Origin of the sequence: Corynebacterium sp. HMSC073D01, from assembly GCF_001815555.1 — a bacterium.
In the GTDB taxonomy this organism is placed as follows: Bacteria; Actinomycetota; Actinomycetes; order Mycobacteriales; family Mycobacteriaceae; genus Corynebacterium; species Corynebacterium glucuronolyticum.
This window is the reverse complement of record NZ_KV821013.1, coordinates 1-13,762: the sequence shown is the minus strand read 5'-3', so window position 1 is coordinate 13,762 and position 13,762 is coordinate 1. Positions and strand designations below refer to the sequence as shown.

Here is a 13,762-nt window from a genome sequence, read left to right as displayed (position 1 = left end):
GGTTATCCCTTCAAGTTCGTCATGGGAACCGGCGAAGTTCCATCTTTAAGCGTGCGGGTGAGTCCCTCTTGCGTGGCTACAGCTACGAGGTTTCCCGCTGAATCGAAAATTTTACCCTGCGTCAACGCTCGCCCATTTGCTGCACTCGGCGATACCTGGTCATAAAGAAGCCATTCGTCGGCACGGAAGGGACGCAAGAACCACATAGCGTGATCCAAAGAGGCTTCCTGGACATCAATGTGCGGATGCGGGACAAGAGCAGACTGGAGCAGCGTCATATCCGACATGTAGGTCAGAGTACAGATATGGAAGGTTTCATCGTCGGGAAGCTTGTCCTTCGCACGGAACCACACCACCTGCTGAGATGGCGTATAGGGGTTGTGCTGGTAACGATCCGGCGGTACGACACGAATGTCCCAATCACTCCATTCTTCGAGCAGTGCGCGATATGTGGCGTTCATGGATTCGAGTGGCCCCTCCGGGAGCTCGTCCGCAGAGGGCACATCACGCATTCGGTCCGCGTGCTCAATGCCTGTGTCTCCCCGTCGGTGGAAGCTGGCCTGCATGATGAAGATCGGTTTGCCCTCCTGGACAGCCTTAACCTGGCGGGACACGAAACTGCGGCCGTCGCGAATTCGCTCCACAAGGAATACTGTTTGCAGCTCTGCCCTACCGGGCCTGATGAAATAACCGTGAAGCGAGTGGACGGTGTGATCGGAGTCCACTGTTTGTGTCGCCGCGACAAGGGTCTGTGCAGCGATTTGTCCACCAAATGTGCGGATGAAGTGCGATTCGACGATCGGACCGACGAAGATATCGGTATCAATGCGCTCCAGGCTCAGTGTTTTCTCAATCTTGGACTTCATGGTCACCTCCGTGTGCGTGTACGAGTAGGGAGCGGACAAACGCGCTGACCGCAGTGAGTGTTTTCTCTGACGGTTCAACTGCAGGAACGTGAAGAAACGCAAACGTATTCAAAAACGCGTAGCCGAGAGCCGTCGTTGTGTTACAAATGTACAGCCCCGCGTCGCTTGAAATGGCCAATCCGGCTTTACGCGCAAGATTTACTACATTTTCAGGTGCTCGTACCGCATACTCGAGTCCGTTTTCGCCGATCACTGCGGCCGGTGGACGAGGGCCGTCGTAGAGAACCCGTACCCCGGATCGGCGCCGAGCTCCGTCATTGGTTTCACGCTGTGGGAGAGATGTTTCACTCCCCGTCGTGTTTGCCTGCACACGAGCTACTAGAGATTCGTGGGTCCGCGAAAGGAGGATGGAGGCCAGCGGGCGGTTAAAGTACTTTCCGGTATTGTCTGTGCCATGCTGCCACAGGCGCCCCGCTATCTCCAGGCGGGCACGATCTGCAACAGCAGCCTCGCCAATGCTGATGATGGTCTCGCGCCTGTGATGCGCAAGAAAGGGGCCAATCGCATCAAACTCCACGGGTACCTGTTTCGCTTGGATGTCAAACCCCTCCTCCGCGAAGGTTCCCGCAACGCGTTCCGCCACGCGCCACGAGGCGTTTTCTGTCCGTCCACCAAATGGTTCGAAACCGGTAATTATGGCCACTTTTCATCCTTCTAATCCGCAGATCTGACTGCGATGCGGCAGCGAGCTTGTGAGCGGTGCCGAATTAATTTACGCGGTGCTCATTCAAGCGATTCTCTAACCGCGCCGCTCCATACTATGGATTCACGCGTCCCGCACCATCCATTTCACTAATGGAACAGGGGCACCCCATCTGATGGTAGCCCTCTCCGCTGCGGTTACCCCCTATTGTGCCTCAGCACTACGTGTACCCATGTAAATCCCAGCCTGGATTCCTACGCCCATTGCTCTCACCAATTGAGTCTGCCCGCACTGCTACCTGAGCCACCGCCACAGCGGTCTGCATCGTAGCTGGCACCACCAGAGCGCCTGGCGCCACTAGCGTAAACGTGGCTATGACCTGTTGTTTCCTCTTTGTGTTTCTCGTCCCCGACGCGAAACGAGCTGTGCAGGCTCCTTGGTCTGCCCACAGCATGGGAACAACTACGTACTTTAGAATGTGATCAGCCCGAAACGAGGCACCCTGCCCAGCAAAATGCCCACCCGGATTTGCCCCCATAAGGGGCAAAATCAAACCGGATGGGCTTGGTTGTTAGATGGCGCTCACTACCAGCCGCGGTCAGCCAGGCGGTGATCCTTAGGCAGGTCATCGACGTTGATGCCCACCATGGCCTCACCCAGCGAGCGGGACACCTGAGCGATGGTGTCCGGATCATCGTAGTTCTGCGTGGCCTGGACGATAGCCTTTGCGCGCTTCTCCGGATCGCCCGACTTGAAAATGCCGGAACCGACGAATACGCCCTCGGCGCCCAGCTGCATCATCATCGCAGCATCGGCAGGCGTTGCGATACCGCCAGCCGTAAAGAGCACGACGGGGAGCTTGCCGTTTTCAGCTACCTCGCGGACAAGAGCATACGGTGCACCGAGCTCCTTAGCCGCAACATAAAGCTCATCTTCAGCCATAGAGGACAGGCGGTTGATCTCCGCGCGGATGGTGCGCATGTGGGTGACAGCGTTGGACACATCGCCCGTGCCTGCTTCACCCTTAGAACGGATCATCGCAGCACCCTCGTTGATGCGACGCAGTGCCTCACCAAGGTTGGTTGCACCGCATACGAACGGCACGGTGAACTGGAACTTATCGATGTGGTTCTTGTAATCCGCAGGGGTCAACACCTCAGACTCATCAATGAAGTCAACGCCCAGGGACTGGAGAACCTGTGCCTCAACGAAGTGGCCAATACGAGCCTTCGCCATCACCGGAATAGAGACCGCGTCAATAATCCCATCGATCATGTCCGGGTCACTCATGCGGGACACGCCACCCTCGGCGCGAATATCGGCAGGAACACGCTCGAGAGCCATCACGGCAGTAGCGCCGGCATCCTCAGCAATCTTGGCCTGCTCCGGGTTGACAACGTCCATAATGACGCCGCCCTTGAGCATTTCAGCCAAGCCGCGCTTCACGCGAGCGGTACCGTGTTCGGTTTGAGCCTGATTATCAGACACTAGATCTCCTTCTTTCGTAGTCATCTTGAGACCGGAATCCCCCACCAATCATAGCGGCTGCATGAATCCCAGGTTAACTTTTAGAAAACCAATTCCGACGAGAAAATTGAACTGAAGATGGATGCAGGCTTTTCACCAGTTGAAGTGCCCGAAAGCACACGGTTTCCGGCGGACAAGACCGGGGCTTGTCGACGCTCCGTCTCACCTTCACGTAGCTAGGCACGGTAGCCGGCACAGTCGACTGGGGAAAGGAGGAGCTCAACGGTGAGGCGCGCTGCCACGGTTAGAAATAGGCGGGGTTGGGTGCATTTCCAGCAAGGTGAAGGAGTTTAACCAGCGGGCGGTGCCTCACATGGCGCGTATCTGTCACTGCCTGGTTATAGAACCGCGTGGCGAGATGAACGCGAACGTTCGCATCCGACAGAGCCACTAGTGCTCTCGCCCCCTCGGCCGCCTCTGCGGTCACAGCAGACTCTGCATTGAGCACTGTGTCTGTGCGTACTTTTCTCACCGCAGCCACGTCGTTTTCGACTGTCTCTTCCCCTATCGAGGTGCCCTCCCCCGATGGGGTGGTCTCTTTAGGCGGGGTGGTCTCCTTTGGCGGGGCGGTCTCCTTAGTCGGGGGCTCCTCCCCTGTCGTTGTTTCCTCCTTAACCATGGATGCCTCGTTGCTATCAGTTACGAGGAACCCGTCACCTGAAACCGAAGCGGGGAGTCGCCGCAGGAGCTCATTTTCAGCGGCTCTACGATCAGAAAAATTCTCGTACGTGAGCGGAATATCCTCGAGTGCCGTCGCTTGCGCGGTCAGTGACGGATACAGCGCCCCGATGACAGCTGCCCGCCGGTTGAGTGCACCCTCCAGCGAGTCGCGGGCTCTATCCATGCGAATATGCAAGCGATTGAGGCGCTGGGCGGTGAAGTAGCACCACAAGAAAACGGCGGTGAGGATGACTCCGAGAAGAAGAACACCTGCGTGACTCATGCTCGGTTCCCCTTCCCGGGCTGCAGCTGTCGCAGGAAGCTCGGACGATAACGTCGCAGTGGCTTGCATGTCACGGGGTGACCATCCGCCACCGTCTCGTACACCTGCAGCACCTTCTTGGCCACAACAGACCAGTCGTACTGCACAGCCTGTTTCTCCCCTCGTCCACGAAGGTCAGCTAACAGATCTGGATCGTGCAACAGCCTCTGAAGGACTCGGGCCAATGCGCCACTATTCCCATTGGCAAAGGTGAGCCCGGCATCTCCAAGTACTGCACGGAAAGCGGGAATGTCCGAGGCAACGACGGCGCACCCAGCGGCCATCGCTTCAACCAAGATGATACCAAAACTCTCGCCACCAGTATTCGGTGCGATGAAGATGCTCGCTTCACCCAAAAGTCGCGCCTTCTCCTCATCGGTAACCCGGCCGTGATAGGTAATCCGAGGAGTGGACTGTCGGGGTTTTCCGCCCCCGATTACGTCAAGGTGATACTCGCATCCGTCCTGATTATTGATCTGTTCCAGGGCACCGAGGAGAATGTCGAGGCCTTTCCGAGGCTCATCGAGCCTCCCTACGAACGCAAGACGGCGAGGCTGCGTACGGTGCGTCTGTTCTGCAAAGGTTTGGACATGGATTCCGTTGGGGATGGCTACAGGGTCACCTCCGAGCTGCTGAACCTGCCATTGCCGGGCCATGTCCGAAACGGCAATTCCGCCCCCGATCTTTTCCAACATCGGAGTGAGGAAAGTCGCCTGCGCGACTTTGAGCAGGAAAGATTTTTCTGCAGATGCGTGGTAGGTGGCGACGATTGGTCCGTGGGCAAGCCGTAGTGCTTCCATCGAGAAGCTGGGTGAATTGGGCTCGTGAATATGGAGCACATCGAACCCCCCATCTTCGATGAAACGCCTCGTTATTCTCGTGACATGGGGTCCAATGGCGATGCGGGCTACTGATCCGTTGTAGGGAACCCCGATTGCTGCTCCACCACGGGTCACAAACGAGGGAACGTGTGGTGTGGAGGGAGAACACGGTCCGAGTACACGAACATCGTGCCCGGAGGCGATGAGGGTGTTCGCCAGCTCGAGCACGTGGTTTTGGACGCCACCTGGTTCGTCAAAAGAATAGGGGCAGACAATTCCGACACGCATGATTGAACTAACTCTAGTCACAAAACCTGAGGTTTCGGCGCGCCACCATCCGTAATACCACCACCTATCACCTGACCTGCGGGACTTCGGCTGGCTTCAGTGTGCTGCAGCCAGCTTCGGTAGGCTTCGTTGGAATCGATAAGCTTCAGTGGGCTGCAGCGAGCTTCGGCAAGGTTCGTCGGGCTTCCCCTATCCGTCCCGTGCCTATCCGGCTATGTCCTGTCCGCAAGCCACACGGGTTGTAGCATATGCCAATCGGTGGGGTGAGCGGATAGCGTTTCTTCAAATTCATCGGCAATGCGCTGCGTGGTCTCTTCAACTGTCGTCACAGGAATCGCCGGCCGCAACGAGAGACCCCAGCCGGAGCCTGTGAAGTAGACATCTGCAACATGCAGCGGTGCCCCTGTGCGCTGAGCGAGCACAGCAGGCCCTGCCGGGAAGGTCGCTGCCTCCCCAAAAAATGAAACGGCTACACCGCGGCCTTTCAGATCTCGTTCCCCCATCATGGCCACGACAGAGCCACTCGATACATCCTTTTCAAGATTCGTGAGCGGGTGAGAATCGTGCGGATACACCGTGAAGCCCAACTCCTCTCTGTAGGAGACAAAGGCCTGGTAGAGCTCTTCGGGCTGAAGATGCTCGGCAACGGTGGAGAAGCCATCTACTTCGAGCACGAGGGCTACACCGGCCAAATCCCAATTTCCACTGTGGGTAAGCGTGATGATGGCACCGCGATCACGGTCGAGGTTGTTTATCCCCTCGATGGTGAGGGTATCTGGAACGATCTTGTGGAGAGCGAAGGCTTCATACCAGTAACGGGCATACGACTCCAGTCCGCGTCGTACTTCTTCTCTAGAGGCGGGACGGCCTAGCACGCGAGTCAGGTTCTTCTCCAACTGTGCATTACCGCCCACGCGGCGCGCAGCGAACCGAAAGAGTGCCCGGCCCCACGATTCTGGCAGCAGGGAGACAACGGACCAACCGAGAACGTAACCAGCCGCCGTCCATTCGTGTTTTTTCACTAACCGCCAAAACAACGGAATTAGACTGGTTTTTCTTCCATTGGAGTTCACCCTACCAACCTATCAGCTTGTGTTTCCGCCCGATTCTGTTCTGGTAATTAGAGATCGCTTTTCCCTTGAGAGCCTTGCAATCAGCGCGTGCACTGAAGCTGGAACGAGGCCCCATCCGCACAACTGCCCCAACGGCGCCCACAGGGTTCCTATCCCCGACGGCGCCCACGGGGTCTATCCCGACGGCAACAGTGATGTGGATCGGAGTCAGGCGTACAAGCTACAAGGCGCGTGACTAAGCAGACGCCACCGATCACGTAATCGTCGACAAGCCTGAACCCTCAGAAAACGAAAACCCTCCCACTCAGCAGAGTGGGAGGGCTCAACCTGAGGTCTCCAGCGGTTCGAGATTATTGATCCTCGGCACCGGCCGGAGGGGCACTCATCTTGCCGGCCAGCGGATCGCGGGACGCCATGATGAGTCGCTGAATGACAGTCCACACAGAGCCAACAGCCAAGACCCACATTGCGACCTCGAAGCCCCAAGGGACACCGAAACCAGCTAGCGCGATGCCAAGGTAGCCGATAATTAGCCGCTCCGGGCGCTCAATGAGTCCACCGACCATCCGGAAACCGCTTGCCTCGCCACGCGCCTTGACGTAGCTCGTCACCTGGGAACCAATCAGGGCCACAAAGGTGGCGGCAACAGTCGCCCGATCCGTCCCGGCGACGAACACCTCCCACCAGATGATGGCGGAAAAGAGTGCGCCGTCGGTGATCCGATCGCATGAAGCATCAAGCGTTGAACCGAACCGCGTACCGCCACCGCTGCGCCTGGCCATGGTGCCATCGATCATGTCGAAGGCAGAAAACAAACCAGACACGACCGCTGCTGCCACAAGGTGCCCAGTAGGAATGAGGACAACAGCCGCCAACGTGGTCAATACCGCCCCAACGACGGTCACCGTGTTGGGGGTCAGTCCCGCCCTGAGAGCAAGGTCAGCAACGGGCTCAACTATGACGCGCGCAGGCTTTCGTCCATGAACGCTGAGCACAGCTACTCCTCCCCCAACACCACGTCACCGGGAGCCCACTCCGCGTCGTGCCACGCGCGCGCGAGCAGATCACGGGTCTGCTGGAGAGTTTGCGGAAGAACCTTGGTTGCGTCGATGATCGTCATGAAGTTCGAGTCACCCGACCACCGTGGCACGATGTGCAGGTGGAGATGCTCACCGACGGAACCGCCAGATGCGCGACCAAGGTTGAAGCCAACGTTCATCGCATCGGGTGAGCTGACCTCTTTGATCACGCGGACGGCGACGCGCGCCCAATCCATAATCTCCCGGTACTCATCCTCAGTTAGCTCCTCCAAGTCCGCCACCTTGCGGAAAGGGACGATGAGGAGGTGACCGGCGTTGTACGGAAACTTGTTCATCACCGCGTAGCAGGTTGTGCCACGAGCGACGATGAGGCCTTCGCGGTCCTCCATCTCCGGGATAACCACGAAAGGATCACTCACCTTCTTGCGATCATCATTGACGATGTAGCTCTGCCGGTAGGGCGCCCACAGGCGCTCCAACCGGTCAGAACGACTCGCTTCTTCACCACTAGTCAAGGTTGATGGTGTCCTTACTGGGCTGCTCGTTCTTGCGGGAACGGACCCACGACGTGATGATTTCTACAGCCTTGTCCGCAGGAACACCGTTTACCTGGGAACCATCAAGGAAGCGGAAGCTGACAGCCCCGGCCTCCTGGTCGCGAGCACCAGCCAGCAACATGAACGGGACCTTGCCCGTCGTGTGGTTGCGGATCTTCTTCTGCATCCGGTCATCCGAGGTGTCCACCTCGGCGCGGATTCCCTGCGCCTTCAGCTTGCCGATGACACCTTCCAGGTAATCGACAAACTCGTCGGCAACCGGGATACCGGTGACCTGGTGCGGGGCGAGCCAAGCCGGGAACGCACCGGCGTAGTGCTCGAGAAGCACACCGAAGAAACGCTCAATGGAGCCAAACAGTGCGCGGTGGATCATGATCGGGCGCTTCTTGGAGCCGTCAGAGGCGGTGTACTCCAACTCGAAACGCTCGGGCAGGTTGAAGTCCAACTGCACCGTGGACATCTGCCACGTACGACCGATGGCGTCGCGAGCCTGAACGGAGATCTTCGGTCCATAGAAAGCTGCGCCGGCGGGATCAGGAACAAGCTCAAGCCCGGAGGCCTTGGCTACGCGCTCGAGGATCGCCGTGGACTTCTCCCAGATTTCGTCAGATCCCACGAACTTGTTCGGATCCTTCGTGGAGAGTTCTAGGTAGAAGTCATTGAGGCCATAGTCTTTGAGCAGGCTCAAAATGAAGTTCAATACGCCGGTCAGCTCGTCCTCGAGCTGCTCCTCGGTGCAGTAGATGTGAGCATCATCCTGTGTGAAGCCGCGGGCACGGGTGAGGCCGTGCACCACGCCGGACTTCTCGTAGCGGTACACGGTGCCGAACTCGAACAGGCGAAGCGGCAGCTCACGGTAGGAACGGCCACGGGAAGCATAAATAAGGTTGTGCATCGGGCAGTTCATCGGCTTGGCGTAGTAGTCCTGCGGCTGCTTGGTGCAGTTGCCGTCCTCGTCGTACTCGCCATCCAATTGCATGGGCGGGAACATTCCGTCCGCGTAGAAGTCCAAGTGACCGGACTTTTGGAAGAGGTCGCCCTTGGTGATGTGAGGCGTGTTCACAAAGGAGTAGCCATTCTCCAGGTGCCGGCGACGGGAGTGTTCCTCCATCTCCAGGCGGATGATTCCTCCGTCCGGGTGGAATACCGGGAAACCTGAGCCGATCTCGTCAGGGAAGCTAAACAGATCCAGCTCCTGGCCAAGACGGCGGTGGTCACGCTTTTCTGCCTCTTCCAGCATGGTGAGGTAATCGTCGAGAGCCTCCTTAGACTCCCAGGCGGTGCCGTAGATGCGCTGCATGCCGTCGCGGGACTGGTCACCTTTCCAATATGCAGCGGACGAACGCAGAAGTTTGAACGCTGGAATGTAGCGGGTGGTGGGGACGTGTGCCGGACCGCGGCAGAGGTCGAACCACTCGGTTTCGTTCGTCCGCGGGTTGACGTTGCGGTAGCCTGTGAGTTCACCGTGAGCGTCCACATCGGCAGCCTCATCGAGGACGGTCCCCTTGGACTTATCCTCAATGAGCTCCAGCTTGTACGGCTCCTCCGCCATTGCGGTGCGTGCCTCATCAAGTGATTCCCAGGCGAAGCGCTCGAAACGCTGGCCGGTCTTGATGATCTTCTTCATCCGCTTCTCGATCTTCTTCAGATCTTCAGGGGTAAAGGAGCGCTCGGTGCCGAAATCGTAGTAGAAACCGTTCTCTACAGCCGGGCCGATTCCGAGCTTCGTGCCGGGGAATTCGGCCTGGACGGCTTGCGCCATTACGTGTGTGGCGGAGTGACGAATGACTCCGCGCCCCTCATCGGATGCGGCGATGACTGTGGTCATCGTCGTGTCTACCTCCGGGGTGAAGGACAGGTCTTTGAGGTCACCCTCCGCGGTCTTGACGCAAACGACGGCGTCAGGTCCCTTGGATGGGAGATCCAGTTCGCGCATAGCCTTGCCGGCGGGGACGCCAGCGGGCACCAAAAATTCAGTCACAGTGGATTCCACTTTCATGTTGGGGGTGCGCACCGACATACCTGGCCGGCAACGTCACCCGCATTTTCTGTTTCCCCTCCCCTGGTAATAGGAAGGTCGCCCAGGCTTTCCGACGCCACGCTGGCACGGTAGTTACGCAACGTGCGCTTTCCTCGTGGTTGCTTGTCGACGTTTGAAAGCAGAGCTGGTGTCATCGTACTCCCCAACCGTGGACAACGCTGTACCGGCCTTATAAAGAGATGATTATTCGGGGCCGACAGCGCACGAGTATGCCCGCCGGTCGGTGCATCCCCCCACTGCATCGCCTCGCATCGCAATGGCTCCGCCCCACAGCGGATCTCCGCCCCCATAGGTCCTCAAAGGGCCGCATAGATCCCCACAGATCAGCATAAGTCAATGCCCTAGACATGACACAACATGAGCATGGACTGTCCCGTAGAGGCACGACGACGTGCCACCTCTGCGCGTTGCTTCTGGCAAGCGGACGTTGGTCGACCCCACACAGACCGAGGTGCACCGATATGCTTTACACATCGATGCACCTCATCAACTCATCGCCTTCGAAGGCTTATGACTCAAGTAGTCCCTCAGCCCAGTACGTGTCGCGGCCTTCACCCACACCTGGCGGGCAGAAGTACACGGAAGAGCCGATATGCGTAGTCCACTGATTGAGTCGATCAGCCTGGTCAAGCCTCTTTTGGATGGCCGTGAACTGCTCCTCAGGGTTCTTTTGGAAGCAGATAAAGATAAGACCGGAATTCGATCGATCAATGTCTCCGGGAACCGGTGGCAGATCATAGTTGTACGCCCGGCGTTTCAACTTCTGGTTCGGCTCGTCATCTGGATTGACCGCCCGCGCCATATGGCTCATCGGATCAATGACCGGAAGTCCAAGCTCATCGGTCTTCTTGTAGTCAGCCGGCGTGAACTCGTCGCCGCCGGACAGCGGAGCGCCTTCAGTCATTGTGCGCCCGAAGACCATCTCGCGGGAAGCACGGTCGAGCTTCTCCCACTCATCCATGTTGTAGGCAATACGGCGAACGACGAGACACGTCCCGTCCTTCGCCCAATCCGGCCCTTCGTCAATCCAGACCTGGTCAGCGTATTCCTCATCGGAGGAGGGATTCACCGTACCGTCCTTAAAGCCGAACAGGTTACGGCCCGTTGCCCCCTTCTCGACGCTTCCGGAGGCGTGGAGGAAGCCGTGCTGCAGCCACTTCACCTCGGCATAGCGAACGGAAGAGCGGATGAAGTGTCGGGTTGCATGGGCCAGGGTAATCGGATCATCTGCACAAATCTGCACACAGATATCGGTCTGCCCCCATTCATCTTCCAGCTTATCCTTGGAAAACGCGTCGATGTCATGCAGCCAGCTCGGCTTCTGATCTGTTAGTCCAAGCTTGTCAAAGAATGGCTCCCCCAGCCCGCACGTCATCGTGAGGTTCGCGGGGGTCCATGCGAGTTCAGGCTCGAGGTCACCCACCGGCGTTTTGCCGGTGGTCAACCGTCGAGCATCCTCTGTCCACAGACGCAAGAGACGCTTAGCATCATCACGCTTGACATCACGGTACAGATTGAACCCTAAGACGTTGGCAAACGCTTGGGGCGGGGTGGAAATACCCGCCTGGTGCTCGCCTTCGAATTCCACCTCTGTGTTCTTCAGAGGCATGTCAGAATTTGGGCCGTCCCCGGTGATGTCCTGTTCTTTGGCTTTCTTGTCCAAGGAATCCTTGGCAAATGCGGGAGCAGCCAGTGCTGAACCAGCGAGTGCCGAAGACCCGACAAGGAAGCCGCGTCGACTAAGCGAATGATGAGTGTCCTCATGCGCCATTGTTACTTACTCACTCTCTTCATAAACAGCCACGCGACGCTCGTACAGCGAGACCGTTTGGATTGATGGGAAAAATTGTGAACGTTACTTTGCGGAATCGGCGTGGTCGCCATGCTCCATGTGCTCACCGTGGCCCATGTCTCCACCCTCGTGATTCATGTGCATGTCTTCCATGCCGTTATCCACCTGAGCCTGTCCATCCGGACCGTAGTTCTCGATGCCGGACTGGATGTCACGCACCGGGATGTCCTTGAACTCGTAGCTGTTACCGTCGGCATCCTCGAAGGTGACATCGAGAGAGTCGCCAGCGGCAATCTCCGGGCTGTAGCCCATGATCATGGCATGGCTGCCACCGGGCTTCAGCTCGTAGGATCCACCGGCAGGAACGACGAAGCCGTCTTCCATCTCAACCATGGTGGTACCTTGCATCTCATGCAGCTGCCACATCTTGGCATCGACTGACCCGGACACCTTGACAATGTGGATGTCCTTGTCGGAGGAGTTCACGAGGTGACCGAAGATGCCGGTCATATCCTTGCCTTCAGGCTTAGCTTTCACAAATGCCTCCTCGAATGAAAGAGCATCTGCGGATTTCTCGTCGCTAGCCTTCACAGCCGTCGAGGTTGCTGCCGTCGTGTTGTCAGCTGCGGTGGTGCTTGCGCTCTCGCCGGTGGAGGAGCAACCTGCGAGTGCCATGGCTCCTGCCATAGCCACTGCAACGAGAGAAACCTGAATCTTCATGTAATTATTTTCCTTTCGCCTTAAGGCCTATCAACACGTGACACACACGCACACGCGCACATGTGGGTTAAACATCAATTCGCTACTCAACTGACGAGAAAGCGCTGCTTTTGCCCGCCTGCTGTCCACAGCGAGTCCGCTATTTTCGAGTGAGGGCGAAGCCCACACCTCCCACGATGACGAGAACAAGTACTGCACCGAGTCCCCACGCCCACACGGGGATGCCACCGTTGTCAGTGGATTCCGTGTTAGCGGTCGCCACAGTTGTGGCACCGCCAGCTGGGTCATCGGATGTCTCGCTTGCTGCCGCATTGGGATCACCAACCGAAAAAGTCGTACCGCCACGGGTGGCGTGACCATCCGACGAGGTGATCTGGTAGCCAACGAGATAGTTACCCGGACCGGGGTCAATATCCTCCGGAATCTTCAGAGATACATATTGTTTGTCCAGGTCAGGTTGACCAGTGAACAGTACTTCCTTTGTGTCGGAGTTCGAAATTGCAACGGTATTGAAGTTCGGCTTTGGGATGCCAGAGAATTCCAGCACGATCTCGTGTGGGAACTCTTCGACTACAGACTTATCCTCGGGCGTTGCGTGCATGACGACATCATGAGCTGCCGCGAGTGGAGCGAATCCACCGAGCATCAGTGGTGTCGCCACTGCAATTGCACCGAGCCGCAGGAAAGCGTCCTGAACCAAAGCCACGTGTATGTACATCCTTTCTCATCGACCGGAAGGCCCGAATCCAGTGATTGGGGTCACTTTCCAGTCACCCCAATTAGTCGAAGAAATATCCAGCTAAGTTCCAATGACCCCCTTTTGGGGTCAATCGCACCGCGTATTTTTCACTCCAACCAATCACTTATTCCGAGATAAACAGTCTTGCCTATGTATTGGTTATACCAACCAAACACCAGCCTAGAGAACCCGCCTCACCTTTCACAAGTAAGGCCCAACATATCTGAAATTCAAAACGTATAGAAGATGCACTACCCATCCCCATCTACCCTTTCCACCTAACGAGGAAGGCTCCAGACCTCACTCCTGATCCGCGCCATCGATTCCACCAAGATCCCCCACACTCCGATTCCTAACCCTTCCGAGGATCTGGATGGGCAGGCAGAAGCTAGACCCCCCGGGTTAAGCGCCAAAACGTGTGTCTAATTAGAGTTGTTTTTACTCTGTGGGCTGGTGAAACATTGATGTTACGCTCTCGGCGTGAGGGCGTCCGGGGCTGATCCTTCGGGTTCCACCACTTCCCGGTCCAAATGTGCTAATGGCAGTATTCGATCCTTATTGAATGAGTACACCAAGACCGAACTGCCCTGTTTGCCACGGGCCAATGAAACGC

Annotated in this window: 12 protein-coding genes; all 12 read right to left on the bottom strand. The window is 57.4% G+C overall.

Annotated features, from left to right (window positions below; translation table 11 throughout):
* Nucleotides 1–2: 2 nt before the first annotated feature.
* The gene (locus HMPREF3044_RS00355; RefSeq protein ID WP_005389875.1) at nucleotides 3–866 is read right to left on the bottom strand and encodes an acyl-CoA thioesterase; all 864 of its coding nucleotides are present in this window, start codon (nucleotides 864–866) and stop codon (nucleotides 3–5) included.
* Nucleotides 850–1,569: a pyroglutamyl-peptidase I family protein gene (locus tag HMPREF3044_RS00350; protein ID WP_231286052.1), complete on the bottom strand. Its 720-nt coding sequence runs from the start codon at nucleotides 1,567–1,569 to the stop codon at nucleotides 850–852. Before HMPREF3044_RS00350 ends, HMPREF3044_RS00355 begins: the two co-directional genes overlap by 17 nt.
* A 585-nt stretch (nucleotides 1,570–2,154) precedes the next feature.
* Nucleotides 2,155–3,081: a pyridoxal 5'-phosphate synthase lyase subunit PdxS gene (pdxS, locus tag HMPREF3044_RS00345; RefSeq protein ID WP_005389870.1), complete on the bottom strand. Its 927-nt coding sequence runs from the start codon at nucleotides 3,079–3,081 to the stop codon at nucleotides 2,155–2,157.
* Nucleotides 3,082–3,340: 259 nt separating this feature from the next.
* Nucleotides 3,341–4,039 (bottom strand): hypothetical protein, encoded by a 699-nt coding sequence (locus tag HMPREF3044_RS00340; RefSeq protein WP_070738903.1) that lies wholly within the window; start codon nucleotides 4,037–4,039, stop codon nucleotides 3,341–3,343.
* On the bottom strand, nucleotides 4,036–5,187 hold the full coding sequence (locus HMPREF3044_RS00335) for a glycosyltransferase family 4 protein (RefSeq protein ID WP_070738902.1): 1,152 nt from the start codon (nucleotides 5,185–5,187) through the stop codon (nucleotides 4,036–4,038). Before HMPREF3044_RS00335 ends, HMPREF3044_RS00340 begins: the two co-directional genes overlap by 4 nt.
* A gap of 212 nt (nucleotides 5,188–5,399) precedes the next feature.
* Nucleotides 5,400–6,209: a phosphatidylinositol mannoside acyltransferase gene (locus tag HMPREF3044_RS00330; RefSeq protein WP_005389866.1), complete on the bottom strand. Its 810-nt coding sequence runs from the start codon at nucleotides 6,207–6,209 to the stop codon at nucleotides 5,400–5,402.
* Between the two features lie 401 nt (nucleotides 6,210–6,610).
* Nucleotides 6,611–7,255, bottom strand: a complete 645-nt coding sequence (gene pgsA / locus HMPREF3044_RS00325; RefSeq protein WP_005389865.1) for a phosphatidylinositol phosphate synthase — start codon at nucleotides 7,253–7,255, stop codon at nucleotides 6,611–6,613.
* 2 nt (nucleotides 7,256–7,257) lie between these two features.
* Complete coding sequence (locus HMPREF3044_RS00320) at nucleotides 7,258–7,815, bottom strand: HIT family protein (RefSeq protein WP_196793931.1); 558 nt, start codon at nucleotides 7,813–7,815, stop codon at nucleotides 7,258–7,260.
* Entirely contained in the window at nucleotides 7,808–9,877 is a 2,070-nt protein-coding gene (thrS, locus tag HMPREF3044_RS00315; RefSeq protein WP_005389862.1) for a threonine--tRNA ligase, read from the bottom strand. The genes HMPREF3044_RS00320 and thrS overlap by 8 nt, the downstream gene beginning before the upstream one ends.
* 529 nt (nucleotides 9,878–10,406) lie before the next feature.
* The gene (locus HMPREF3044_RS00310) at nucleotides 10,407–11,669 is read right to left on the bottom strand and encodes a Dyp-type peroxidase (RefSeq protein ID WP_070738901.1); all 1,263 of its coding nucleotides are present in this window, start codon (nucleotides 11,667–11,669) and stop codon (nucleotides 10,407–10,409) included.
* An 84-nt stretch (nucleotides 11,670–11,753) separates the two neighbouring features.
* The gene (locus tag HMPREF3044_RS00305) at nucleotides 11,754–12,410 is read right to left on the bottom strand and encodes a copper chaperone PCu(A)C (RefSeq protein ID WP_005389858.1); all 657 of its coding nucleotides are present in this window, start codon (nucleotides 12,408–12,410) and stop codon (nucleotides 11,754–11,756) included.
* A gap of 139 nt (nucleotides 12,411–12,549) precedes the next feature.
* A complete protein-coding gene (locus HMPREF3044_RS00300) occupies nucleotides 12,550–13,116 on the bottom strand; it encodes a copper resistance CopC family protein (RefSeq protein ID WP_232621837.1) in 567 nt (188 codons plus the stop codon).
* Between the last annotated feature and the right edge of the window lie 646 nt (nucleotides 13,117–13,762).